The organism is Sphingomonas sp. F9_3S_D5_B_2 (assembly GCF_054263715.1).
Genome location: NZ_JBSZFB010000002.1, coordinates 115,888 through 140,568 on the forward strand (window position 1 = coordinate 115,888; position 24,681 = coordinate 140,568).

25 protein-coding genes are annotated in these 24,681 nt (G+C 65.3%); 10 read left to right on the forward strand and 15 right to left on the reverse strand.

What is annotated here, in order from left to right:
* The 8 genes from ACUXST_RS06410 to ACUXST_RS06445 form a co-directional block, all read right to left on the reverse strand.
* Positions 1–2,106 carry an NAD-dependent epimerase/dehydratase family protein gene (locus tag ACUXST_RS06410; RefSeq protein ID WP_458389138.1) on the reverse strand — a complete coding sequence of 702 codons (2,106 nt, stop codon included), beginning with the start codon at positions 2,104–2,106 and terminating at the stop codon, positions 1–3.
* Positions 2,103–3,197 carry a CgeB family protein gene (locus ACUXST_RS06415; protein ID WP_458389139.1) on the reverse strand — a complete coding sequence of 365 codons (1,095 nt, stop codon included), beginning with the start codon at positions 3,195–3,197 and terminating at the stop codon, positions 2,103–2,105. Before ACUXST_RS06415 ends, ACUXST_RS06410 begins: the two co-directional genes overlap by 4 nt.
* Positions 3,194–4,303 carry a CgeB family protein gene (locus tag ACUXST_RS06420; protein WP_458389140.1) on the reverse strand — a complete coding sequence of 370 codons (1,110 nt, stop codon included), beginning with the start codon at positions 4,301–4,303 and terminating at the stop codon, positions 3,194–3,196. Before ACUXST_RS06420 ends, ACUXST_RS06415 begins: the two co-directional genes overlap by 4 nt.
* Complete coding sequence (locus tag ACUXST_RS06425; protein ID WP_458389141.1) at positions 4,300–5,418, reverse strand: glycosyltransferase family 4 protein; 1,119 nt, start codon at positions 5,416–5,418, stop codon at positions 4,300–4,302. The genes ACUXST_RS06420 and ACUXST_RS06425 overlap by 4 nt, the downstream gene beginning before the upstream one ends.
* Positions 5,415–6,491: an SDR family NAD(P)-dependent oxidoreductase gene (locus tag ACUXST_RS06430; protein ID WP_458389142.1), complete on the reverse strand. Its 1,077-nt coding sequence runs from the start codon at positions 6,489–6,491 to the stop codon at positions 5,415–5,417. The genes ACUXST_RS06425 and ACUXST_RS06430 overlap by 4 nt, the downstream gene beginning before the upstream one ends.
* Positions 6,488–7,603 carry an SDR family NAD(P)-dependent oxidoreductase gene (locus ACUXST_RS06435; protein ID WP_458389143.1) on the reverse strand — a complete coding sequence of 372 codons (1,116 nt, stop codon included), beginning with the start codon at positions 7,601–7,603 and terminating at the stop codon, positions 6,488–6,490. Before ACUXST_RS06435 ends, ACUXST_RS06430 begins: the two co-directional genes overlap by 4 nt.
* Before the next feature lie 117 nt (positions 7,604–7,720).
* Positions 7,721–9,472, reverse strand: coding sequence for a hypothetical protein (locus tag ACUXST_RS06440; protein WP_458389144.1), 1,752 nt, complete (start codon positions 9,470–9,472; stop codon positions 7,721–7,723).
* 2 nt (positions 9,473–9,474) lie between these two features.
* A complete protein-coding gene (locus tag ACUXST_RS06445; RefSeq protein WP_458389145.1) occupies positions 9,475–10,059 on the reverse strand; it encodes a protein-tyrosine phosphatase family protein in 585 nt (194 codons plus the stop codon).
* Between the two features lie 136 nt (positions 10,060–10,195).
* On the opposite strand from ACUXST_RS06445, the gene ACUXST_RS06450 reads away from it, so the two are divergent.
* From ACUXST_RS06450 to ACUXST_RS06465, 4 genes are read left to right on the forward strand one after another with little or no spacing between them, the layout of a single operon-like run.
* Entirely contained in the window at positions 10,196–10,990 is a 795-nt protein-coding gene (locus ACUXST_RS06450) for a TIGR04290 family methyltransferase (protein ID WP_458389146.1), read from the forward strand.
* Positions 10,987–12,000 carry a glycosyl hydrolase gene (locus ACUXST_RS06455; protein WP_458389147.1) on the forward strand — a complete coding sequence of 338 codons (1,014 nt, stop codon included), beginning with the start codon at positions 10,987–10,989 and terminating at the stop codon, positions 11,998–12,000. The genes ACUXST_RS06450 and ACUXST_RS06455 overlap by 4 nt, the downstream gene beginning before the upstream one ends.
* The gene (locus tag ACUXST_RS06460) at positions 12,000–13,109 is read left to right on the forward strand and encodes an inositol-3-phosphate synthase (protein ID WP_458389148.1); all 1,110 of its coding nucleotides are present in this window, start codon (positions 12,000–12,002) and stop codon (positions 13,107–13,109) included. Before ACUXST_RS06455 ends, ACUXST_RS06460 begins: the two co-directional genes overlap by 1 nt.
* Positions 13,110–13,124: 15 nt before the next feature.
* Positions 13,125–13,313, forward strand: a complete 189-nt coding sequence (locus ACUXST_RS06465) for a DUF3008 family protein (RefSeq protein ID WP_458389149.1) — start codon at positions 13,125–13,127, stop codon at positions 13,311–13,313.
* Here ACUXST_RS06465 and ACUXST_RS06470 read toward each other — a convergent pair whose 3' ends face one another.
* Genes ACUXST_RS06470 through sucC form a run of 4 tightly spaced genes read right to left on the reverse strand, consistent with a single transcriptional unit; the run spans position 13,314 to position 17,185 of the window.
* Positions 13,314–14,231: a TonB family protein gene (locus ACUXST_RS06470; RefSeq protein ID WP_458389150.1), complete on the reverse strand. Its 918-nt coding sequence runs from the start codon at positions 14,229–14,231 to the stop codon at positions 13,314–13,316.
* 57 nt (positions 14,232–14,288) lie between these two features.
* A complete protein-coding gene (locus tag ACUXST_RS06475; RefSeq protein ID WP_458389151.1) occupies positions 14,289–15,218 on the reverse strand; it encodes an electron transfer flavoprotein subunit alpha/FixB family protein in 930 nt (309 codons plus the stop codon).
* Positions 15,215–15,964, reverse strand: coding sequence for an electron transfer flavoprotein subunit beta/FixA family protein (locus tag ACUXST_RS06480; protein ID WP_458389152.1), 750 nt, complete (start codon positions 15,962–15,964; stop codon positions 15,215–15,217). Before ACUXST_RS06480 ends, ACUXST_RS06475 begins: the two co-directional genes overlap by 4 nt.
* Before the next feature lie 15 nt (positions 15,965–15,979).
* Positions 15,980–17,185, reverse strand: coding sequence for an ADP-forming succinate--CoA ligase subunit beta (gene sucC / locus ACUXST_RS06485; protein ID WP_458389153.1), 1,206 nt, complete (start codon positions 17,183–17,185; stop codon positions 15,980–15,982).
* Positions 17,186–17,393: 208 nt separating this feature from the next.
* Here sucC and dinB point away from each other — a divergent pair, with 208 nt between their 5' ends.
* The 4 genes from dinB to ACUXST_RS06505 all read left to right on the forward strand — a co-directional run bounded on the left by dinB (position 17,394) and on the right by ACUXST_RS06505 (position 20,725).
* The gene (gene dinB, locus ACUXST_RS06490) at positions 17,394–18,431 is read left to right on the forward strand and encodes a DNA polymerase IV (protein WP_458389553.1); all 1,038 of its coding nucleotides are present in this window, start codon (positions 17,394–17,396) and stop codon (positions 18,429–18,431) included.
* Between the two features lie 163 nt (positions 18,432–18,594).
* The gene (locus ACUXST_RS06495; RefSeq protein WP_458389154.1) at positions 18,595–19,128 is read left to right on the forward strand and encodes a CarD family transcriptional regulator; all 534 of its coding nucleotides are present in this window, start codon (positions 18,595–18,597) and stop codon (positions 19,126–19,128) included.
* Positions 19,129–19,248: 120 nt separating this feature from the next.
* Entirely contained in the window at positions 19,249–19,977 is a 729-nt protein-coding gene (locus ACUXST_RS06500; RefSeq protein WP_458389155.1) for a head GIN domain-containing protein, read from the forward strand.
* A 40-nt stretch (positions 19,978–20,017) separates the two neighbouring features.
* Entirely contained in the window at positions 20,018–20,725 is a 708-nt protein-coding gene (locus ACUXST_RS06505) for a GIN domain-containing protein (RefSeq protein WP_458389156.1), read from the forward strand.
* Here the strand turns inward: ACUXST_RS06505 and ACUXST_RS06510 are convergent.
* From ACUXST_RS06510 to mgtE, 3 genes are all read right to left on the reverse strand, one after another.
* On the reverse strand, positions 20,719–21,396 hold the full coding sequence (locus ACUXST_RS06510) for a CADD family putative folate metabolism protein (protein WP_458389157.1): 678 nt from the start codon (positions 21,394–21,396) through the stop codon (positions 20,719–20,721). The genes ACUXST_RS06505 and ACUXST_RS06510 overlap by 7 nt on opposite strands.
* A gap of 61 nt (positions 21,397–21,457) precedes the next feature.
* On the reverse strand, positions 21,458–21,859 hold the full coding sequence (locus tag ACUXST_RS06515; protein WP_458389158.1) for a DUF1489 family protein: 402 nt from the start codon (positions 21,857–21,859) through the stop codon (positions 21,458–21,460).
* A 39-nt stretch (positions 21,860–21,898) separates the two neighbouring features.
* Positions 21,899–23,311 (reverse strand): magnesium transporter, encoded by a 1,413-nt coding sequence (mgtE, locus tag ACUXST_RS06520; RefSeq protein ID WP_458389159.1) that lies wholly within the window; start codon positions 23,309–23,311, stop codon positions 21,899–21,901.
* A 121-nt stretch (positions 23,312–23,432) separates the two neighbouring features.
* Here mgtE and ACUXST_RS06525 point away from each other — a divergent pair, with 121 nt between their 5' ends.
* Positions 23,433–23,900, forward strand: coding sequence for a peptidylprolyl isomerase (locus ACUXST_RS06525; protein ID WP_458389160.1), 468 nt, complete (start codon positions 23,433–23,435; stop codon positions 23,898–23,900).
* Positions 23,897–24,652, forward strand: a complete 756-nt coding sequence (locus ACUXST_RS06530; RefSeq protein ID WP_458389161.1) for an SDR family NAD(P)-dependent oxidoreductase — start codon at positions 23,897–23,899, stop codon at positions 24,650–24,652. The genes ACUXST_RS06525 and ACUXST_RS06530 overlap by 4 nt, the downstream gene beginning before the upstream one ends.
* Positions 24,653–24,681: the final 29 nt, after the last annotated feature.

Genomic DNA, 24,681 nt, shown 5'->3' on the forward strand with positions numbered 1-24,681 from the left:
TTACTCCGCGGCGGCGATCAGCGGGGCGTCGATGTACATCGGCTGCGCGACCCGGTTGGACTCGACAGCGAACCACTCGATCGTCGCATCAAGTCCCTGCTCGAGGTCGATGGACGGCTGCCAGTCGAGCAGTTCCATCGCCCGCCCGATGTCGGGCTTGCGGCGGCGGGGGTCGTCTTCGGGTAGCTCCTGGTAGGTGACCCGGGATGAGCTCCCGGTCATTGTGATGACGAGGTCCACCAGCTGCTTGACGGTGAGCTCGTTCGGATTGCCGAGGTTGACGGGCATCCCGACCGCGCGATCGCTGTCCATCAGTCGCGTCAGGCCCTCGACCATGTCGTCGACGTAGCAGAAGCTCCGGGTTTGCGACCCGTCGCCATAGATCGTGATGTCCTCGCCCGAGAGCGCCTGGCAGACCACGTTGGAGACGACCCGGCCGTCGTCCGAGCGCATGCGCGGACCGTAAGTATTGAAGATGCGCGCGACCCGCACGTCGGCACGGTGACTGCGGAGGAAGTCGAATGCCAGCGTCTCCGCGGCGCGCTTGCCTTCGTCGTAGCAGGCGCGTGGACCGGTGCAGCTGACCCATCCGCGATAGTCCTCTCGCTGCGGGTGCACTTCGGGATCGCCGTAGACCTCACTCGTCGACGTAAGCAGCAGCCGCGCGCCCGTTTCTTCCGCGAGCCGCAGCGCATTGCGCGTACCCATCACGTTGGTCAGCATCGTGTGCTCGGGATCGGCTTGGTAGTGTGGCGGGGAGGCAGCGCAGGCGAGATGATAGATGTGCGTGAAGCGCGTCCGTCCGCCACGCAGCCACTGCGGCAAACCGTCGATCACATCATCCTCGACGAACTCGAAGCGGCTCTCGTGCTCCAGGTGGCGCAGGTTGTCCTTCCGGCCCGTCTGAAGGTTGTCGAGGCAGATCACTTGCGCGCACTCGGCGATCAGCCGGTCGCACAGATTGGATCCGATGAACCCTGCGCCGCCCGTGACGAGGGCGATCTTCTGGCCGTTGGATTGCACTCTCTGCTCCCTGTTCTTGTTGCCTCGCTTAGCCTTCGCTGCGTCCTCGATGTGGCGCTGCAATTCCGACGCGCGGTGCGTGGAGGTGTGGTCGTGGAGGATTCTCGCCCGCGCGGCCCGGCCCATGTCGGCGGCCTCTTCGCCGGACTGCAGTCGCGAGACAACCTCTTGGCCGCTGTCGGCCAGGATGATCTCGCGCCCGGGCTCGAACAGGCTCTCAAGCCCCGCCCATTTGTCGGAGATCACCGGCGTCGCGCAGGCTGCCGCCTCGAATAAGCGCACGGACGGCGACCAACCCGCGGCGATCATGTCGGCGCGGGTGACGTTCAGCGTGTAGCGGGAGGCGGCGTAAAAGTGCGGGTGATCGGCGGGCGGCAAATGGTCGATCCGCTCGACGTTCTCCGGCCACTCGATGCTGTCTGGATACTGCGGCCCCGCAACGCAGAACTTGAGGTGCGGGAGCTTGCGCGCGGACTCGATCAGCAGCTTCTCGAGCGTCGGCTGCCGGTCGTCGCTGTACGTGCCGAGGTAGGTGAGGTCCCACGTCTTGGGCACGTCGAGCGGCGGGTAGGCGTCGGGGTCCACCGAGCAGTAGAGCGCGCGCGCCATCGGCGATCCGTAATGGCGCTCAAGCCGCTCCAACGTTGGGCCGCCGGTGAACGACAGGTACAAGTTGTAGCCGGGGATGATCTCGGGCGAGAGATATTCGAAGTCGCCGCGCTCCAGCTTGGCGAGCGTGACCGGCGTGTCGATGTCGTAGAAGGCCGTCACTCCACGCGCCGTGCGCTGTACGTAACGGCCCACCTCCACCCCTTCGGGTACGTAGGACCCGACGATCACCGCGTCGGCTCCGGCGATCTCGTCACGCCAGCCGTCTAGATCCTGGAACGAGCCGTAGAACTCCAAGCGGCAGTAATCGGGATCGGCGATGTCACGGTTGCTGCGGTACCAGGGCACGTCCCGTTCCAAGAACAGGATGTCATGGCCGAGCGCCCCGAGCGCCTTCAGCAGCGCACGGAACGTGGTTGCGTGACCGTTGCCCCAAGACGAGGACAGGCTGAGGCCGAGGACGACGAGCTTCATGCCGCCACCTCTTCCAGGCGCTCCGCCATCTCAGCCCGAAGCAGCGCGTCGACTTGAGCGCCGCGGTGCGCGTAGGTGTGCTCGGCCAGTACGCGCTTCAAAGCAGCAGAGCCGATCTCCCGCGCGCGGTCCGGCGTAAGGGCGCCGACATGTTCGGCAACATCCTTGCCGTCGCGGGCGACCAGTACTTCCTGGTCCGGGATCAGGAACTGCTCGATGCCCTCCCATGCATCCGTGATCAGGCAGGCCGCGGCTCCGGCGGCCTCGAACACGCGCGTCGCCGGCGAGAAGCCAATGTTGGCCATGCTGTCGCGGGCAACGTTCAGCACCGCCATCGGCGTGCAGTTGAAAGCGTTGTGCTCGTGCGTGAACACGTGGCCAAGGTGACGGACGTTGGCGGGCATCGCTTTCGATTCCCAGCCGTTGCCGCCGATCAGGAAGCTGCGCTCCGGTAGCGCTGCGGCCGGCTCAAGGAAGAACTGCTCAACGCGTGCTTCCCGGTCAGGAAGGCGGTTGCCAAGGAACGACAGATCGGCGGCAAAGCGCTGGTCGGGACCGACCGGATGGTGGGTCGTCGGGTCGAGCGCGTTGTATACGGGCACGCAGCGCCGCGCTCCGAATCCTTCGTAAGCATCGATCACCGGAGGGCCGCCGCCATAGGTGAGCACGAGATCCAGGTCGGGCAGAGCTCTGCGAACGGGGTGGTCCTCAACCTGCCGCATCTCGTCGAGCGTTGCCGCTGCATCGACATCCCAGAAGATCTTCAGCGAACCGGGACGGCTGTGCTCGATGATGCCGGCGATCAGCTCGTCGTCGAATACGCCAACCCCGCTCGCCTTGACGGCGATGTCGGCCGCACCTGCCTGCTCCAGCACCGAGCGCAGGCCCTCCGGCGTTGCCGGATAGACGACCGACTTCGCCCATGGCTGCGGCTCCATGTCGCGATGCTGCTGCCGTTCGTAGGCGTCCGGCTCGTAGAAAGTGATGTCGTAGCCGCGGCTGGCCAGGTCGCGCAGGAGTCCGCGATAATAGGTCGCCGCGCCGTTCCACCACGACGACAGCAGGCTCGATCCGTAAAAGGCGATCTTCATGCGACGCTCCGAAGTGCGGGCGCCCGCAGTTGCTCGACGATGCTCAGAAGTTCCTCCACTCGATGGCTGCAGGTATGCCGGGCACGGATGGTTTCGAGGCCGCTGCGAACGAGGCTCGCCCGCAGCTGCGGATCGGATTTCAGCTGTGTCAGCGTTCGGCTCATGTCCGCTCCGTCGCTGACCATCAGAAAGTCCTCGCCAACGCGGAACAGGTGTTCGCAGTCGTCCCACGGCGCCGACACCAGCGGAATGCCGCAGGCAAGCGCCTCGAACACGCGGATGGTCGGGATTCCGGGCAGCACCTGCGTGTAGAAGCGGCGCGGCACGTGAACCGTCGCGAGGTGGCGCGCGAAGACCTCCGGCGCGGACGCGTTGGCGATCCAGCCATGATAGCGCGCACCGAATTGCGCGAGGGTGAGCTTGGCTTCCTCAGGGTAGCGAACGCCGTAAATGTCGAGCGGCAGGTCAGTGTCGCGCGCGGGCGCCAGCAGGAAGTCGACCAGCTCCTGGCTGCGCTCGTCGTCGCCCCAGTTGCCGATCCATACGAGGCCTTCGCGCCGATTTTCCTGAACCGGCGGATGGAAGCGGCGAATGTCGGCGGCTTCGTGCCAGACGAATACGCGTCCGCCCCAGCCCCAATCCTCATATACGCGCGCCAAGGTCGCTCCGAACGCGAGCACCCCGTCGTAGCCGTCGAGGTCGTACGCACGCATTTCTTCCGGTGCGGAGACAGCGCGGTGATGCGTATCGTGAAACAGCAGGAGGAAGCGGCCGCCACCCGCACGCAGCCGGCCAATCTCCGCAACCAGGCTCGGCTCGTTCCACTCGTGAACGATGACGAGGTCGGCGTCGTCGACAAGTGCTGCAATCTCGGCGTCGGCCGCGTATACGACGGGTTCAAGCTCCGGATAGCTTGTGCGGAACGCGTTCAGTCCGGCGTCGCCGGCGTCCTTGAGCAGGTTCGAAAGGCTCCACGAGGCGGCTGGTTCGTACGCTTGGACGTCGTGGCCGCGCGCTATGAGATCACTGAGAACTCCGCGCAGAAAATGCGCGTTGCCGTGGTTCCAGCAGGACCGGAGCGAATGGGTGAAATAGACGATCCTCATGCCGCACCGGCTATCTGCAGTGGGCGCGTCCGTTCGACAGCGGTCGTGAGCAGGTCGGCGTACAGGGAGGCCATGGCGTCGGCCATGCGTTCGGGCGTGTAGCGGCGAGCACGCTGCTGAGCTGCGTTGCCGAGCTTGGTCCGAACAGCACGGTCGTCCAAAATATCTCGGATCGCACAGGCGAACCCTCGAGGATCGCGCGGTGACACGTATACCGCCGCCTCACCCCAAAGCTCGCGGTGCGTCGCGATATCCGACAGCACCAGTGCGCAGCCGGCCTGCGCAGCTTCAAGCACAGATAGCCCGAACGGTTCGTAAAGCGCCGCAGACGCGAACACGGGCCGCGCGGCGAGCATGTCCGCCAGGCGCTCGGCCGAAAGCTGTCCGACGAGTTCCAGGTGCTCAAGCTCAATGGACGCGCCATTCGGGCCGTGAGTAGGTCCAGCGGCATTGAAGGGTACCGGCACCTGGGCCGCCGCTTCATCCAAGGTCGCGACATTCTTTCCTTCGTCCCACAGCCGGCTGGCGGTGAGCACGAACTCCTCTCGCTCTCTGGCTGCCGCTGGCGACCAGCGGCGACCGTTGTGCACCGGTATGACGTGTCGCACGCGGTAGATGCGCGCCGTCTCTGCGGCGAACGCCTCCGTTGGCGCGACCACAGCATCCGCAGAGCGCAGCCCCGTCGCGACGAGGTCACGCCGCCATTTGAAATCCTCCGGCAGCGGGATGCCTCGAACCGCGTCCCACCAGCTCGCGACACAGCTGTGTTGTACGGCAACGGTCGGCTGATCGAACTCCGCGCCCGCGAGAATGGCGGCCGTATGGACTTGGACGAGATCCACGGACTCATGCGATGCGATGGCGGCAAGCCGCTGACCGGCACGTCCAAGCTCGGCCGCGTTTGTCTCCGCCCAGTCGAGCGGCAAGCCAGTATCGACGAGGCGGATGCCTTCGGCTTCCCGGCGCTGAGCTTCGGTCGGCGAGGGTCCCATCACCGCCAGCACGGCTTCGACCCCGAGCGCCGCCAGCGCCCGCGCGAGATCGAGGCTGTAGACCCACACCCCGCCGACGGCATCGGTGGTGAGCAGGATGCGCATCTTGCGCGCGTCCGTCATTCGGCAGCGCTCGCAAGCTGCGGCTGCAAGTTCAGCTCCAGACCACGCTCCTGCGAAAGCCACGCGGCCAGCCGGGCCACGCCATCGTGCCATCCCCGCGGCTGGGCGAGACCTAGGGCGTCCCGCGCCGCTGCCGTGTTCGACACGTACCAGCGCTGATCGCCGGGGCGCCAATCCTCGTACCGGACGTCCACGTCGCGCCGAGTGATGGCGCGAATCTCCTCGAGCAATTGCCTGAGGCTGATCGCGTTGGCCGGTCCGCCGCCGAGGTTGAACGCGCGACCCCGAACCTCATCGATGCGCTCCCACGCGCGAACATAGGCATCGACCGCGTCGGCGACGTCGAGGATGTCACGCACCTGGCGACCGTCGCCGTAGATGGTGATCGGCTCGCCTTCGAGCGCCCGGATCAGGAAGTGGGCAACCCAGCCCTGATCCTCCGTGCCCATCTGCCGCTGCCCGTAGATGCAGCTCATTCTGAAGACGGCCGTCGGGATGCCGAAGCTGCGGCAATAGTCGAGGACGTATTGGTCCGCCGCGCCTTTCGAGCAGCCGTACGGGGTGTGGAAATCGAGCGGCCGGCTCTCGTCGATGCCCATTCCGGCGATTTCACCAGCCGGCTCGTGGCGGTCGTCCCCGGCGTTGAACTCGACATCACCCAAGTCGCCATAAACCTTGTTGGTCGAGGCGAAGATGACCGGCACCCGTTCACCGCGAAGGCGGATCGCGTCCAGCAAGTTGATCGTACCGCGGACGTTCGTCTCGAAATCGTCCCGGGGGTCGACCATGCTGGTCGTCACCGCAACCTGCGCGGCCATGTGAAACACCGCCTTCGCATCGGCAGCAGCACGCACCAGCTCGTCCTCGTCCCGGACATCGCCGACGACGCTGCTGACGCGAGCGCCGTGCCGCGACTTCAGCCAGGCGAGGTTGCGCTCGACGCCCGCACGCGACAGCGCGTCATAGACGACGATATTGTGTCCCTCGCCCGCAAGCCGGTCGGCGAGGTTGGAGCCGATGAAGCCCGCTCCACCGGTGATGAGGATGGGCCGTGTATCCGCGGCCGCAGTCACGCAACCAGACCCTTCGCTTCCAGTTCGGCGCGCGCCTGGTCGACCTTGTCGTCGGCCTCCTGTTCGGCGACCCACTCGGCCAGCTCGGTGAGGCCTTCCTGGAAGTCCTTCTCGGCCCGGAAGCCGAGCCTTTCAGCGGCCTTGCTCCCGTCGCAGAAGCAGTGCCGAATGTCGCCGACGCGCGACTTGCCGACGATCTCCGGCTCGATGTCGTTGCGGTTCATCGCCTTGGCGATCGACTGCGCGACTTCCGTGACGCTGCGGTCGTTGCCGGAGCCGATGTTGAAAACTTCGCCGACGGCCTTGGGGTCGGTGAGCGCTTCGGCGAACGCACGAGCGACATCGCCCACGTAGACGAAGTCGCGGCGCTGCTCCCCGTCTTCGAAGATGAGCGGGCGCTGCCCGTTCGACAGCCGCGACGAGAAGATCGCCAGCACCCCGGTATATGGGTTCGAAAGCGCCTGGCCCGGGCCATAGACGTTGAACAGGCGCAGGCAGGTGCCTTCCATGCCATAGGCCTGCGTCATGATTAGAGTCTGCCGCTCCTGCACATATTTGCCGAGCGCGTAGATCGACGCGAGGCTGGGCTGCTTCCACTCTGGCGTGGCGACCGGCGACAGGGGCCGCCCCTGGTTGTCCGTCGGGTCCCAGCTTTGCGATTCCGACGTGCGCGGCGCGCGTTCCGCATTCTGGACGAGCTCGCCGTCGGCATCCCGATAGAGGCCTTCGCCATAGATGCTCATCGACGAGGCGGTGACGACCCGTCGCACGGGCTTGTCGATCAGCGCCTCGAACAGCACCGCCGACCCCGTCTCGTTGACCGAGGTATAGCGCTCGACCGCATACATCGACTGGCCGACACCGACTTCAGCGGCGAGGTGGACGACGCTGTCCACGCCCTGGAGCGCCCGCGTGACCACGTCCTTGTTGCGGATATCGCCGACGATCAATTCGGCATCTTCGGACAAATCTTCGGGCCGTTCACGGTCGCCATGGACCTGCTCGATCAGGCTATCGAGAATGCGCACGCGATTGCCGCGCGCTAGCAGCTCACGAGTGACGGCGCGACCGATGAATCCCGCTCCGCCGGTGACCAGAACATGTTCCCCCAATGGCTTCCCTTTCCCTGCGGCGAATAACTTATGTTATATTATCAGCAGTTTACACCTGCTTCTTCTTCTTGAACCGATTTTCCCGCGGGTTGTTCCAAGGCCGGTTCGTTCCGCCGTCTAATCAACCCAGCTTTCCTGCCGAGTCGGCGCTTTGGAACAATCAAGAAGATGTTGAAGCTGCTGGCGATATCGGTGTCGTGATGCGTCTAGTCGCTGCGTTTCGGCAGCATTTCCGCGCGTCAGTTCAGCGCCGAATGAAGCTACGCCGAGCCGGAAAGCGGCGTACGCGATCAGGTAGAATTCGAGCAGCTCGCGATCGACACTACGCCCGGCGGCCTGTTCGGCCGCGGAGATCAAGGTCGCCGCTTCGTCGCGGCCGAGCTCGAACTCGGTGATCGCTCCGGCGACATCCCACGAGAAGTCCTCGCAGCCGATGAGGTCGTGCGCCTGGTGGTGGTCGACGCCGTCGGTCTTGAGAAGCTGGCCGTCCGGCGTTTGCAGCCATTCGTGACGATCCATCCGGTTGTCTGTGCAGACCGGCCGCACCCGGCCCTGCAGCGGCTCGAGCTTCGGTCGCCAGGCCTCAAGCAAGGTGACCGCGTCCTCGCCCAGGCCCAACAGGATGTTGCGGCGAGCCATCTCGTAGAGGCGCGCCAGCGATGCCCCGTCTTCCTGACCGGCCGCGAATAACCGTGCCCGGGCGCCGATGTAGCGCCCGACCGGTTCGACCGGCCGCTCGTCACTGCGCAGCGCTTCCGCATCGCCCCGCCACCTTTCGACAAGGAACCCATGCGCGACGCCAACCGGTTCCGGTGAAAGGCCGGCGGCGTGCAGAGCGCGCGCCATTCCAAGCTTTTCCGTGGCGGTGCTGCCCAATCCGGCGAACTTCGCAACGAATTCGTTGCCGTCGCTGCTGACCAGAAACTTGCGTCGTTCGAACATTGCAACGACCGGCGGCCAGTCGGCTTCGTTCGCGAACCCCAGCCGCCGCCACTCGCCACCCGAAATTTCCCGCGGCTCGTCGTCGAGGGAGCCGTGCAGCTCTCGAAGCCACTCGCCCACCAGGCCCTTTAGGTGATCGCCGAAGTCGGCGACCTCGCGCTGTGCCGATTGCCACCGCATCCGATGCGCGGCGCTTGCGTGAGGGCCGAGCGGCCCCGCATGGCTCGGCAGGAAGGCGATGCGTTCAAGCGGGACGCCGCGCTCCTGCAGCCAGTCGGCGACTGCGCCGAACGAACTCCCCGATTGGCCGGGTCCCTCGTCGACGATGATGTAGTGTGCGTCGCCGGCGAGAAGCCGACGCTCCAGTGCGGGGTCGATCGAGACGACGCGTGCGAACGGATCGCCGAACGGGCGCACCGTAACGGGCACATCGGCGTCGAGGGCTGCGGCTACGACGGGCGCCAGCGTGGAGCCGATACTGCGAACACCGATTACGCGTGGAGGGCCGTCGAGCCGCAGGCGTCGCGCGGCTTGGAGGTAAGCCTCGGGATACACTGAGTAGAAGGCGAAGCCCTCGGGGTTCTTCGAAACCACGGACTCGGGAAGGCTCGCAACGTCCTCCACTTCCGCCAGGTCACCAATGCTTTGGAATCCGCTATCCCACGAACGGCAGAGCATATGCGCGATCCCGAGAACGAGATCGCCGAGCGCCTCCGTTTGCGGTGTGATGCCGTCACGCGCGGCTTGATCGAAATCCGCATCGGCTACACCCTGGAGCAGGCGGCCGCTTTCGATGAGCGTGCCGGCAATCGCTGCGTGACGATCAAGTCCCGCTGGCATCTCTGAGATACCGGAGAGGGACAGCCGGATGGCGGCGAGCCGTTCGCGCGGGTTCACGCGCTCGGTCCGGTCGCCGAAGATCAGCATGCTCAGCCCTGCGCCAGGTGCCGGTAAGCGATGCAGCCGAACGTGTGATAGTCGGGCGCCGTCTTGCCGCGGGACGCCAGCCAGTCGGCCCAACCCTGATATTGCGAGCGGCTTGGCGAGACGACCTCACGAGCGTCCTTTGCACGCGACAGGGCGTCGAGCGGTTCCCAGCCCAGGTCCACCATCACGCAAAGCGACAGGAGCGCTGACCGGCCAATCCCATGCTGGCAATGGATCAGCACCTTCTCGCCAAGGTCGATATGTTCGCGCGCGAACTGAACCCCTTCATCGAGCATGACGACGCTTGCCGGCTCCAGGTCGGGTGTCGGGAGGTGAAGGAAGGCGATTCCGGCCGCGCGCAGCTGCTCCTCGTCGTCACGATCTTCTTTCCGGAGGTCGATCACCGCGCCGATCCCGTGGTCCGCGGCCAGCGCACCGGCTCGATCGATCGGGAAGTAGCCGCCGACGGCTAGGGCGTCCGTCAGCCAGTGAAAATTCGGCGTCCATTCGCCAGCATCGCCGGTCACAGGATCTTCTTCATCTTCGTCTTGAGCATCTTCTTCTTCTTCATCCCAGCGCGGCACCACTACTGTTGTTCGCGGCCGGTTACTGTTGTTTGGCGCCAGCTACTGTTGTTTCGTGCAGTCACGAACGGAACAACAAAGCTTCACAACTGTTCCGCGCCCGTATGATGATTCATTCCAAGCCCGAACCAATCCTCGGATGACCGTCGCAGAATCGAAGCTCCGCTCTGTCCCCGGCAGCGACTTGAAGGAGCGCATCGAAGCGCTTGCGCCTTGGTTTCACAACCTGGAACTCGACGGCGTATGGACCGCGCCCGATCATTTCCTCGGTGATTATCCAGGCGCCAAGTTCCGCCGCTTCGGCCCGCATCTCCCCGCCGATCTCACCGGCAAGAGCGTCCTCGATATCGGCTGCAACGCGGGCTTCTATTCGATCGAGATGAAGCGACGCGGTGCTGCCCGCGTGCTCGGCATCGACAGCGACGATCGCTATCTCGCACAGGCTCGACTTGCCAGCGACACGCTCGGGTTCGAGGATATCAAGTTCGCCAAGCTCGACGTCTACGACGTCGGCGCCATCGGCGAGCGGTTCGACGTCGTGATTTTCATGGGCGTGCTTTACCATCTGCGGCATCCGCTGCTCGCGCTGGACCTCATTCGCGAGCATGTCGCCGGTGACCTGATGCTGTTCCAGTCGATGCAGCGCGGCTCCAGGCATGTGTTGCCGCTGCAGCCGGATTACGACTTCAAGGAAAGCTCGATCTTCTTCGAGACCGGCTACCCCAAGCTTCACTTCATCGAGCGGGAATATTCACGCGACTGGACCAACTGGTGGGTGCCCAACCGCGCCTGTACCGAGGCGATGCTCCGCTCGGCGGGGTTCACCATCGACCGCCAGATCGAGGAGGAAGTTTACCTCTGCCGCGTGGCCGAGCGCCCCTATGCGAAATACGGTCCAGCGGCCGTCTACCCGGCCAGGGAGCCGCGCGCATGATCGAAGCGGCGATGATCTGGAACGAGCCGAACAACAAGTCGCATTGGGATCCGGAGATCGACCCCGACTGGTCCAAGTTCGCGGAGCACGTGATCGCCGCGGGCAACGCGATCCGGAGCGTGAACCCCGAAATGACGCGAGTCCTTGGCGGCATGTCGCCGATCGATCCGCACTGGCTCAAGCGCATGGACGCGCATGGCGCGCTCGATGCTGTCGACGTTGTCGCGGTTCACGGCTTCCCGCTCGACTGGAACCTGTGGCCGCTCAGCGCCTGGCCCGACAAGATTGCCGAGATCAAGGCTGTCACCGACAAACCGGTGTGGGTCACCGAGGTCGGGGTCAGCAGCTTCGGCGCGGAGGAGGTTCAGGTCTTCGGGCTGGAACGTACAGCGGAGCTTCTGACCAGCGTCGTCCCGCGAATCTTCTGGTATTCACTTTTCGACCTGCCGCAGTCGTGGGGCGCGGAGACCCGCCACCGCGAGGCGGAGGGCTCCTCCTACTACCGGCATTTCTACCTCGGCCTTATCCGCGAAGACGGCACGCCGAAGCCGGCGCTCGAGGTCTATGCCCGCTACGCGGAGCAGGTCGGCCTCATGCAGTGGTTCCACTTCCACGATCCGCGGCTCGACGAAGCGGTGCAGTGGATGAAGCGGCTTGGCACCCGCCGCATCCGCACCGGGCTTTCGTGGGCCGACAGCTTCCGCCCGAACGCCATCGACTGGTTCGACCGCCAGATGGAGGCGCTCGCGGACTTCGAGGTGACCGTGACTTTCTGCTTTACGCCCGAGCACCTCGGCATCGCGCCGCACCACACCAGTGCGGCCAGGGACCCGCAGGCTTTTGCCGACTTCTGCGCCTGGATGATCGACCGCTACGCTCCAGCCCAAGGGCAGCAAACCGCCATCTCCGGGCCCCAACTTCCCGACGGCGTCGAGGTCCGGGCACCTGAGCTTACGCCACTTCACTTCAACCGCGACGAGCGCCTTGCCGCCGAACGGAGCGCCGCCTGATGCTGACCCCGACCAACCCGATCAACGTCGCTGTCGTCGGCGTCGGCAATTGCGCGAGCTCCCTCGTCCAGGGCATCGCTTACTACTCGAACGGAGGCGCCAACGAGCAGATCGGCCTCTCGCACTGGGACCTCGGCGGCTACCGCCCCAAGGACCTGAAGATCGTCGCCGCCTGGGACGTCGATCGACGCAAGGTTGGTCGCGATGTCTCCGAAGCGATCTTCGCCAAGCCGAACTGCACGGCAGTCTTCTGCGACCACGTGCCCGAGACCGGAACGACGGTGCGCATGGGCAAGGTCCTAGACGGGGTCGCCGAGCACATGGCCGAATACCCGGAAGAGCGCAGCTTCATGCTGGCCGACGGCGAGCGCGAGCCGACGCGCGATGAACTGGTCGAGGTCCTGCGCGAGACAGGGACGGACGTTCTTGTGAATTATCTGCCGGTCGGATCGCAGCAGGCGACCGAGTTCTACGCCGAATGCGCGCTCGAAGCGAAGGTTGCCTTCGTCAACTGCATCCCGGTGTTCATCGGCAGCGACGAGGGCTGGGCGAAGCGGTTCGAGGAAGCCGGCGTGCCCGTCATCGGCGACGACATCAAGGCGCAGCTCGGCGCCACCATTGTCCACCGCGTGCTGACCGACCTCTTCCACAAACGCGGTGTCCAGCTCGACCGGACCTATCAGCTCAACACCGGCGGCAACACCGACTTCCTCAACATGCTTGAGCGCAAGCGGCTCAAGTCGAAGAAGATCAGCAAGACCGAGGCAGTGCAGTCGGTTGCCGAGCATCGGCTCGATCCCGATAACATCCACGTCGGGCCAAGCGACTATGTCGCGTGGCAGAATGACAACAAGGTCTGCTTCCTGCGGATGGAAGGCCAGTTGTTCGGCGGCGTGCCGATGAACCTGGAGCTTCGGCTGTCGGTCGAGGATTCGCCCAACAGCGCCGGCGTCGCCATCGACCTGATCCGCTGCGCAAAGGTCGCTCGCGACCGCGGCCTGTCCGGCGCGATCCATCCGGCTGCGTCGTCCTTCTGCAAGCATCCGCCGCGGCAGATCCCAGACGACGAAGCATTTGCCGAACTGGAGCGTTTCATCCGCGGGTCCTGAACAGGAGAAGCCAACATGCCAGCGAAGTCCGCCGCCCAGCAGAAGGCCGCCGGAGCCGCCCTGTCGGCAAAGCGCGGCGATACGCCCGAAAGCAAGCTCAAGGGTGCCGCCAAGAGCATGGAGAAATCCATGTCGCAAAAAGAGCTCGAGAAGATGGCCTCGACCTCGCGCAAGGGTAAGCCGGAGCACGTCTCCAAAAAGTAGCTAGTTGGCCATTCGGAAGACCACGCGCTGGGTGAAGTAGCTCGGCACCTTCGTCCCGTCGGCAAGCTCCGCAGGCTCAAGCTTGGCCCGCCTGGTGATTGCATCGCAGGTGATCCGGTTGAATTCCGGTTCGTTGTAGTGGCTGAGGCTCGTGCACTTAGTGACCCGGCCGGACGCATCGACGAGCAAGCGAACGGCAACTTGGGACTCCTTGCCTTGGCTGAGCATGTCCTTTGGATAGTCATTCGCGCGCAGCCACTCACGGGAGTTTAGCGCCCAAACGGGACGGACGATCTTGGCTTCCAGCTGCGGATCGACACCCCAGTCCTTCAGCGATTCCTCGCCACATTGATCGAGAGCCTTGATGGCATCGCCGAGCGAGCCCGTTTCAAGGATCACTGTTCGATTTCGCCGGGTTTGAATTGCGATCTCGGTTGCGGCTGCGGCGAAAGCCTGTCGTTCGGCCTTCTCTTGCGCCTGAACGGCCAGTGAGACGGGAGCCGGGCGCTGATCAGGATGCTTCACAGCTTCCCGCGACTCCTCCTTGCGCTTAAGCGCAACGGCTTCGGGCGCCAGAGTCACGTTGCCCCAGAGAATTGCGGGCTGTTCGGTGGTGACGGTCTGCGCCACGTGCCCCTGCAAGCTCTCTCCCTGGACCGGCAGCAATCGGGCGGCGACCTCGTCGAGCGTCGTTTCGAGGGGTCGGCCGATGGCCAGCATCTCCATCTCGCCGGGGACTGTGCTCTCGAACGCAAGAGTGGTCTTGGTCTTGCCCTCCCCGAAGTTGCGGATGAGCCGGCAGCTGTTCTCGGCATAATCGACGACCCAGGGACTGGAGGGCTTGAGCCGGACCGGTTCGGCAGCAGCAACGAGCAGCGGCGTCATGCCGCAACACGCGATCACGATGCGCAGCCGCATAGCACCCCTCTTGCCCGAGCCTCGGCAGGCTAGGCGACGGGGCGCCGTGCCGTCCAGTTAAAGCTTCTCGGTCAGTTCCGGCACAATCTTGAACAGGTCGCCGACCAGGCCGATGTCGGCGACCTGGAAGATCGGTGCGTCTTCGTCCTTGTTGATGGCGACGATAACCTTGGAGTCCTTCATCCCGGCGAGGTGCTGGATGGCGCCCGAGATGCCGATCGCGACATAGACTTCCGGTGCGACGATCTTGCCCGTCTGACCGACCTGATAGTCGTTCGGCGCATAGCCTGCGTCCACTGCGGCGCGGCTGGCGCCGACGCCGGCGCCGAGCTTGTCAGCCAAGGGATCGATCAGGGCGTGGAACTGGTCGGCCGAGCCGAGCGCACGGCCACCGGATACGATGATCTTGGCGCTGGTCAGCTCCGGCCGTTCGCTCTCGGATGCTTCGGCGGAAACGAAGCTGGAAAGGCCGCTGTCGGCCGCGGCGTCGACCTGCTCGACCGAAGCGGAGCCGCCGTCCGCGGCAGCCTTCTCGAACGCCGTGGTGCGGACGGTCAGGACCTTCTTCGCGTCGCTCGACTTGACTGTCGCGATTGCGTTGCCGGCGTAAATCGGCCGCGTGAACGTGTCCGGCGCTTCGACGGAAAGAACGTCGCTGATCTGCATGACGTCGAGCAGTGCGGCGACGCGCGGAGCGATGTTCTTGCCGGTGGTCGTTGCCGGAACAACGAACGCGTCGTGGCTCTCCATCAGCTTGACGGCAACGGGCGCGACCGCCTCCGCCAACTGGTGCTCGAGGGCCGGAGAGCTTGCTGCATAGACCTTCGACACGCCGGCGATCTTGGCTGCGGCCGCGGCAACCCCGTCGACATTGTTGCCGACGACCAGTGCGTTCACGGCGCCCAGCTTTTTCGCGGCAGTGACCGTGGCGAGGCTCGCGTCTTTCACCGCGCTGCCGTCATGTTCGATGAGGACGAGTACGCTCATGATTTCGAAATCCCCAGACCCTTGAGCCGCTCGACGAGTTCATCGACCGATCCAACCTTGATGCCGGCCTGGCGCTTGCCCGGCTCGACAACCTTCAGCACCTGAAGGCGGCGAGCGACGTCCACCCCGTAGTCTGTCGGCGACTTGGTCGCGAGCGGCTTGGACTTGGCCTTCATGATGTTGGGCAGCGACGCGTAGCGCGGCTCGTTGAGGCGGAGGTCGGTGGTGACGACCGCCGGCAGCTTGAGCTTCACCGTCTCGAGGCCGCCGTCCACCTCGCGGGTGACGGTCGCTTCGTCGCCGAGCTCGATCTTGGATGCGAAGGTGCCCTGCGGCCAGCCGAGCAGCGCGGCGAGCATCTGTCCCGTCGCGTTATTGTCATCGTCGATCGCCTGCTTGCCGAGGATGACGACCTGCGGCTGTTCCTCGTCGACGACCTTGGCGAGGATCTTGGCGACACCGAGCGGCTCCACCTCTTCGTCGGTCTGCACGAGGATCGCCCGGTCCGCGCCCATGGCGAGAGCGGTGCGGAGCGTCTCCTGCGCCTTGGCCGGTCCGATCGACACCGCGACGATTTCCGTCACGCCGCCCTTCTCCTTGAGGCGGATGGCTTCCTCGACGGCAATCTCGTCGAACGGGTTCATGCTCATCTTGACGTTGGCGAGATCGACGCCGGAGCCGTCCATCTTCACCCGCGGCTTCACGTTGTAATCGATCACGCGTTTGACCGCGACGAGCACTTTCATCGGTTCACTCCAGGCTTAGGCGGCAACGGGCGTGCGGACTTCCGCGACGATTTTCCTTGCCGCGTCGCCAAGGTCGTTGGCGGCGATGATCGGCAGGCCGGAGTTCGCCAGGATGTCCTTGCCCTGCTGCACGTTGGTGCCCTCGAGCCGGACGACCAGCGGCACGCCAAGCTGCACTTCGCGCGCCGCCGCGACGATGCCGTCGGCGATGATGTCGCAGCGCATGATGCCGCCAAAAATGTTGACGAGAATGCCCTTCACGGCCGGATCGCTCAAAATGATCTTGAACGCCGCCGTGACCTTTTCCTTCGAAGCGCCGCCGCCGACGTCGAGGAAGTTGGCCGGCTCCGCGCCTTCCAGCTTGATGATGTCCATCGTCGCCATGGCGAGGCCGGCGCCGTTGACCATGCAGCCGATCGAACCGTCGAGCTTGATGTAGCTGAGGTCGTACTTCGACGCCTCGACCTCCATCGGGTCTTCTTCGGTGAGGTCGCGCAGCTCCTGCAGATCCTTGTGCCGGAATTCGGCATTGTTGTCGAAGCCGACCTTCGCGTCGAGCACCAGCAACTGGCCCTCGTCGCTCACCGCCAGCGGGTTGATCTCGATCTGCGAGGCGTCAGTGCCGAGGAACGCCTGGTAAAGGCTGCCGAGCACCTTGCCGGCCTGCTTGGCGAGGTCGCCGGTAAGGCCGAGCGCCGCCGCGACTTCGCGGCCGTGGTGAGGCATCAGCCCGGTTGCCGGATCGACGGTGATGGTGTGGATCTTCTCGGGCGAATCGTGCGCGACGGTTTCGATGTCCATCCCGCCTTCAGTGGAGGCGACAACGGCAATCCGGCCGGTCTCACGGTCGACCAGCAGCGCCAGGTAATATTCTTTCGCAATATCGACGCCATCCGTGATGTAGAGGCGCTGCACCTGCTTGCCCGCCGCCCCGGTCTGCACCGTCACCAGCGTCTTGCCGAGCATTTCGGAGGCATGCTCGCGCACCTCGTCGATCGAATGGGCGAGGCGAACGCCGCCCTTGGCGTCGGGCCCAAGCTCCTTGAACTTGCCCTTGCCGCGGCCGCCGGCGTGAATCTGCGCCTTCACGACCCACAGCGGTCCGGGAAGCTGCCGTGCGGCGTCGACCGCTTCATCGACAGACATTGCCGCGTGGCCGGCGGGGACCGGCACGCCGAATTTCGCGAGTAGCTCTTTGGCCTGATATTCGTGGATGTTCATGGCCGCGCCCTTAAGCGATTGGAGCGTCGGTGCAAAGGTGAGCGGTCCATGCGAATGTTCCCAATGTTCGCACTGACGACGAGTTTCTGCGGCTCCAACGCCCACGTCGCTTTGCTTCTAGAGGTCGCTAGACTCGAGCCGGCGCTGTAGGACAGGAAATTCCGTGGCCGAAGCCGACCGCCCTCTCCGCAAGATCATCCATGTCGACATGGACGCCTTTTACGCGTCGGTCGAACAGCGCGACGCGCCGGAGCTGAAGGGCAAGCCGCTCGCGGTCGGCGGCGGGCATCGCGGAGTCGTCGCTGCGGCGAGCTATGAAGCCCGCAAGTTCGGCGTGCGCTCCGCAATGCCCTCGGTAACCGCCAAGCGGCGGTGCCCGGAGCTGATCTTCGTGAAGCCGAGGTTCGACGTCTACCGGGCAGTCTCGCAGCAGATCCGAGCGATCTTCGCCGATTACACCCCGCTGATCGAACCACTCAGCCTCGATGAAGCCTATCTCGACGTTACCGAAGACCGGCTTGGGCTCGGCAGCGCGCGGGCGATCGCCGAGGATATTCGCCGTCGCATCCGCGAGGAGACCGGCCTCACTGCGTCGGCGGGCGTCAGCTATTGCAAGTTCATCGCCAAGCTCGCCTCGGACCACCGCAAGCCCGACGGGCTGACGGTGATCACGCCGGAGCGCGGAGCGGAGTTCGTCGCCTCGCTGCCCGTCGCGCGCTTCCATGGCGTCGGCCCAGTGACTGCGCGCAAGATGGAAGGGCTCGGCATCCTCACCGGTGCGGATCTCAGCGCGTGGACGCTGCCGCAGCTTCACGCCCATTTCGGCAGCTCGGCGGACTGGTACTGGCGGATCTGCCGCGGCATCGACGAGCGAGAGGTGAAGCCGGACCGCCCGTACAAGTCGGTGAGTGCCGAGCGCACCTTCGACGAGGACCTGCGCGAGCGCGACCGCCTTGCCGCCGAGCTGGAGCGCATCGCCGGTTACGCCTGGGACCGGGTCAAGCGGGCCGAAGTCAGGGGCAGGACCGTGACCCTCAAGGTCAAGTTCGGCGACTTCACATTGATCACGCGGTCGATGAGCTTCGGCTCGCCGGTACCCGACCAGGAGGCGTTCGCGGCGGCCGGGCAAGTGCTGCTCGCGGGGCTGTTCCCGCTGCCCAGGGGCATCCGCCTGCTCGGGCTAGGGCTGCACAATCTCGCCGAAACTGATGCAGATGTTCCTCTGCAACTCGGACTCGCAATTTGACATGAGTTGTGATATAAAATCCGCATTGGGCCGCTCGATCTTCCGCAGCGGCCTCAACTTCGCAGGAAGCTTGCAATCAGGCAGCAGAGCCACGGCCGTCAGGTCGTTTTGGGGGACGATGCGGACGTGTCGGCTCTCGTTGCCGCAAATGGAAAGGTGAGCAATGGCTACAAAGGCGCTTAGCTTCGACGTTGGCGATTATGTCGTGTACCCCAAGCACGGAGTGGGCCGCGTCGTGGAGCTGCAAAGCACCGAGATCGCCGGGACCCGTCTCGAGCTCTACGTACTTCGGTTCGAGAAGGAAAAGATGACCCTTCGCGTGCCCGTCAACAAGGCGGACTCGGTGGGCATGCGCAAGCTGTCCTCGGACAAGACCATGAAGGACGCCCTCGAAACGCTGAAGGGCAAGCCGAAAGTCAAGCGCACGATGTGGTCGCGCCGCGCTCAGGAATATGAAGCGAAGATCAACTCGGGCGACCTGACATCGATTGCCGAAGTGACCCGCGACCTGTTCCGCCCGGACGATGCGCCCGAGCAGAGCTATTCCGAGCGTCAGATCTTCGAGGCAGCGTCCTCGCGCCTGGCGCGTGAGCTTGGCGCCATGGAGCAGACCGACGAGAAGGCCGCCCTGGCCAAGATCCTCGACATCCTGAACACGGCTGTCGCCGGTCATCAGAAGGCGAAGGAGCCGGCGTAAGCCGCACTTGCGTGACTGCCTACTAAAGGGGCGCGTCCTTTGCGGGACGCGCCCTTTTTCGTTGTGCTACATGTGTAGTCCTGTTATAGTTCACTACTACACCTAAGAGGAGGCGACGAGATGCGCAGGGTCATGGCGATCGGAATTCTAGCGGGTGCGCTGGCAGTGGCGGCGTGCAGCCAGGCACGGAGCGAGGACGCCGGTCCGTCCATCTCGCGCAACTATACGGTCGGCGGGTTCACCGCCATCGAAGTGGCCGGTCCCTACGAGGTTGAGGTGCACACCGGCGGCAACCCCGGCGTGTCCGCGACCGGGCCCCAGAAGATGATCGAGCAGATGGTCGTGGAAGTCCGGGGCGACCGGCTGCTGATCCGGCCGGAAGAGCACCGGGGCATGTTCCACATGGGGTGGCATTCCAACGGCACCGTCCGAGTCGCCGTGACAGTGCCGCAGCTGCAGGGCGCGAGCATCGCCGGCTCGGGTGACATCCGCGTCAACCAGGTCCGCGGCAATTCCTTCAACGGCGAAGTCGCGGGCTCAGGCTCCCTGGGGATCGACTCGCTCGAAGTGCAGACCCTCAAGCTCGCGATCGCCGGCTCCGGCGACGTGAAGGCTGCCGGCGGCCGGGCGCAGTCGGTGAAGTACGAGATTGGCGGGTCGGGCGACATCGATGCGCGCGGCGTGCAGGCGCAGACGGCCGACGTGTCGATCGCCGGATCGGGCAGCGTCTCGGCGCATGCGACGGGAACTGCGGACATCAACATGATGGGCTCAGGCGACGTCGAACTGACCGGAGGCGCCAAGTGCTCGATCAGCAAGCATGGTTCGGGCGACGTCCGCTGCAGCTGAACTTAAGCGACATTTAACCATGATGCGGGAAGGTGGGGTCATGCGCATCCACCTTCCCCTGCTCGCCGTCGCCGTCGCCGCTGCCGCGCCGGCCGACGCGGCAACCCGCAACTTCGGCATCACAGGCTTCGAGCGCGTCCGCGTCGAAGGACCCTTCAAGGTTCAGCTCACCACCGGCGTTGCCCCGTTCGCGAGCGCTTCCGGGTCAGCGGCAGGAATCGATCGCGTGGCGATCGACATGGTCGGACGAACCCTCGTCATTCACAGCAACATCTCGGCATGGGGCGGGTCCTCGAATTCCGACAGTGTCGGCCCGGTGGAAGTCCGCATCGGCACGCACGAGCTTTCGGGGGCAACTCTAAGCGGCTCGGGCTCGGTGCAGATTAATCGGGTGAAGGGCCTTTCCTTCGTCGCGGCAGTCGAAGGCTCGGGCGCGCTCGGCATTGCTTCGGCGGACGTTGATCAGCTCAACGTCAGCATGATCGGGACCGCCAGTTCCGTCGTTGCCGGGCGCACCGGCACGCTGAAGTTGACGGCGCGCGGAGTGTCCTCGTTCGACGGCTCGGCGCTGGTCGCCAAGGACGCGACGATCGGCGCCGAGGGCGCATCGACGGTCAAGACGACGGTGACCAACTCGGCGAAGATCGAAGGCTCGGGGCCGGCGACCGTTACGCTCGACGGCAAGCCGGCGTGCACCGCCAAGCTGAGCGGCTCCGCCAGCGTCTCGGGCTGCCGCGCGTCTCAGTGAACGCTGGCGCGCGCCTCCACGCCTGACAGAAAATTCCACAAGGCGCCGGCAAGCTCCTCGCCTGCCGCGATCGCCTCGCGCTGTTCGGCTTCGGGAAGCCGCTCGAGCAAGTCGCGGCAGACCGAGCTGTGCTCGACATCCGCAGTTGCGTGGACCCGGAAGAAGCGCAGGGTCGCCTCGTCCGTGATTGCGTAACGGTCGATCAGCCCCTCGATTTTCGCAGACGCGACGCCGAAGAACTGGCTTTCATAGGCGTAGAGAGCGCCGAGACCGGCCGCGTAGGACTGGTGCGAAAGGCGGCGGAAGGTAGCGATCAGGGCCTCGGTCTCCGGGTTGAGCTGCTGCGCGCGGACGGAGTCCTCGTTCTCGCCGAGGCCGCAGGCGAACATCAGCCACAAACTCGCGTGATCCTGCTTCCCGGCATCCAGGCCTTCTTCCTCGGCCAGGTTCTCGGCAAGCATCCGGCGTCCGTCGCGGTCGGGGCAGGCGCTGTGCACGGCGCTCACGGCGCGCGGGAAGGCTTCGACGTGATGGAAATACTGGCGCGAATAGTCGCGCAGCGTGTCGAGCGGCAGGCGCCCTTCGGTCCAGGCTTGGTAGAATGGGTGCTTCAGCATTGCCCGCTCGGCGACCTTGCCGTCGATTGCCTGTGACACATTGAAGTTCGTCATGCCTGCCTCCCTGTCGATTGCGTCTTCGATTACCGGTCGGGAGAAGCGTCGGCAAGCCGACTTAGACCAGTGCGAGTGAGGCGAGCTTTCCGTAGAGACGCGGCGGGAGCATCCCAAGCCCGGAGCCGTCATCGTCTGAGCTCGGAGCGTCAGCTTCCTCGAGATAGCGCCAGCCCTGGTGGGCCCGGCGCGGCTGCGGTGAGACGGTGACCAGTTCGGCTGCGCACACGATGTCGATCCGCCCGTCGTCGCGATCATCGAGGCGGATGATCTCCTGGGCGGCGACGAGGCGATGCTTGACGATCCAGTGCAGCGATCCGCCGATCAGTTCGGCAGCGCGCTTGGGGCGCATCCGCGTTGCCACGCGCACCTCGCCGGCTTCGGCGCGGCGCGCGATTCGGTCCTGCAGCATTTCAAGGTCGCGGCAGGCAAAGGCGACCTTCGTCAGGTGAAGCTTCGGCACGCACTCGGGATGGCGAGGTAGCCGTTGATTCGCAATGGTTTAGTGAACGAGGCCGGAGGCCGTGGCGAGGCCGAGCACGGCAAGATAGCCCATCGAATCGGTTATCATCGTCAGGAAAATGCTGCTTGCCACGGCGGGGTCGGCGCCAGCGCGTTCGAGTGTCAGCGGGACGAGCACTCCGGCGCACCCGGCGGTGACGATGTTCACCATCATGGCGGCGCCGATGACGAGCCCGAGCGGCGGGCTGTGCAGCACCAGTGCGACTCCCAGTCCGATCAGCAGCGCGATGGTGAGGCCGTTGAGAAGCGCGACCCGGATCTCACGCCCGACGGCCCGCCAGCGGTTGGAACCGGTGAGCTGGTTGGTAGCGAAGGCGCGGACGGTAACGGCCAGCGTCTGCGTGCCGGCATTGCCTCCGACGCCCGCGACGATCGGCCCGAGCGCAGCAAGGATCGCCAGCTTCTCGATCGATCCGGTGAACTGCCGGATGATCGTGGCGGCGACGAGCGCGGTGACCAGGTTGGCGGCGAGCCAGCGGACGCGTGAGCGGTAGCTCTCGCCGACCGGCTCGTTGATGTCGCCTTCACCGACGCCCGACAGCAGCAGGACGTCTTCGCCGGCCTCTTCCTGGATGATGTGGACCACGTCGTCGACCGTCACCATCCCGACCAGGCGTCCGCTCTCGTCGGTTACGGCTGCCGAGACCAGCGCATACTTCTGGAAGCGAAGCGCGACGTCCTCCTGGTCCATGTCGACGGGGATGAGGGTCTGCTCGCGGGCCATGATGCTCGACACCGGCGTGCCGCGCCCGGTCCGCAGGATGGTCGAAAGCTTGCAGGTGCCGACCGGATGGTGGGTCGCGTTGACCACGAAGACTTCCCAGAAGTCGGTCGGCAGGTCCGCGGTCGAGCGCAGGTAATCGATGACCTGACCCACCTTCCAGTGCTCCGGAACGGCGCACAGGTCGCGCTGCATGAGGCGGCCCGCGGATTCTTCCGGATAGCTCAGCGCCTCTTCGACGGCCGCGCGATCGTCCGGCTCCATCGCCCGGAGCACTGCTTGCTGTTCGTCGCGGTCGAGGTCTTCGATCAGTGCGACGGCATCGTCGGTCTCGAGCTGACCGGCGATGTCCGCAAGCTGCTGCGGCTCCATCTCGTCGAGCAGGCCCTCGCGGACGTAGTCGTTCATCTCCGCGAGCACGTGCGGCCCGACGATCCCGGCGAGGGCCTTCACCAGTCCTTCGCGCTCGTCGCGGGCGGCAAGCTCGATGAGATCGGCGATATCCGCAGGGTGGAGCGGCTCGACGAGGCGCCGGGCAGTCTCGTCGTCGCCGGCATCGACGGCGTCGAGCACCTTGTCGACGAAGTCTGCGCGCAGGCGATCTTCGTCGTCGATTGCGGAGTTGCCGTCCTCGGCCGGGGCGGCGGTGGCGATGTTCTCGCTCTCGCTCATCCTTACCCCCGAAATGCCAAGCGCGCTGTCGTCGCGCCCTCCTATTGCCGGGCGGACTCTGGCGCAAGCTGCCCCGGCTCCCTAAATCGCCGCTTCAAGATGAACCTAGTGGGAGTGAATGATGGCTGATGCAGACCGGCTGACCCTGACCCTTTCGAGCGGCGGCGACGTCGTCATCCGGCTTCGGCCCGACCTTGCGCCGGGTCACGTCCAGCGCATCACCGAGCTCGCCAACAGCGGTTTCTATGACGGCGTGCCGTTCCACCGGGTGATCCCGGGCTTCATGGCCCAGGGCGGCGATCCGACCGGCACCGGCACCAGCGGGTCCGACCTGCCGAACTTGAAGGCGGAATTCAGCCGCGAGCCGCACGTGCGCGGCACGGCGTCGATGGCGCGGACGCCCGATCCGAATAGCGCCAACAGCCAGTTCTTCATCTGCTTCGGGGACGCAGGCTTCCTCGATGGTCAGTACACGGTCTGGGGCCAGGTCGAGAGCGGCATGGAGCATGTCGACGCGCTTCCGGTCGGCGAGCCGCCGCGCGAACCAGGCAAGATCGTCAAGGCGACGGTAAGCTCAGGCGGCGAGTGAACCCAGTTGCGCTGATCACCGGCGCGTCCGCGGGGCTGGGGGCCGAGTTCGCTCGGCAGCTTTCGGCCCGCGGCACGCGGCTGGTGCTGGCCGCTCGGCGCGAGGACCGGCTTCGAGCGCTTGGCGACGAGCTCGGCAATGCCCGCGCAGTCGCGATCGACCTCTCTGCCGCCGATGCTGCCGAACGGTTGGTCGACGATCTCGACGCGGCCGGCGAGCAGGTCGAACTGCTGATCAACAATGCCGGGTTCGGCCAGATCGGCCGCTTCGTCACTTCCGACGCCAGGCGACAGCGCGAGATGATTGACCTCAATGTCGGGACGCTGACCGGCCTGTGCCGCGCAATCGCTCCGCGCATGGTCGAGCGGCGGTCGGGCGGCATTCTCAACGTTGCCTCCACCGCGGCATTCCAGCCTGGCCCCAACATGGCCGTCTATTTCGCGACCAAGGCCTATGTGCTGTCGTTCAGCGAGGCACTGCATGAGGAGCTGAAGCCGCACGGCGTGCATGTCACGGCTTTGTGCCCGGGGCCGACGCGCACCGAGTTCGGCGACATCGCCGGCTTCGGCGGCAACGGCATGTTCGACCGGGTCGCGATGGAATCGCCGGGCGTGGTGGCCGCAGGACTAGCGGGGCTGTCAAAGAACAGGGCTGTCGTCGTGCCCGGCGCCATCAACAAGTTCGGCGCTGCAAGCACCCGCTTCGCGCCGCGTTCCATCGTCCGCAAGATCGCCGGAGCGATCAAATATTGACCCCCATGATTGAACCCGCGCCGCACCCG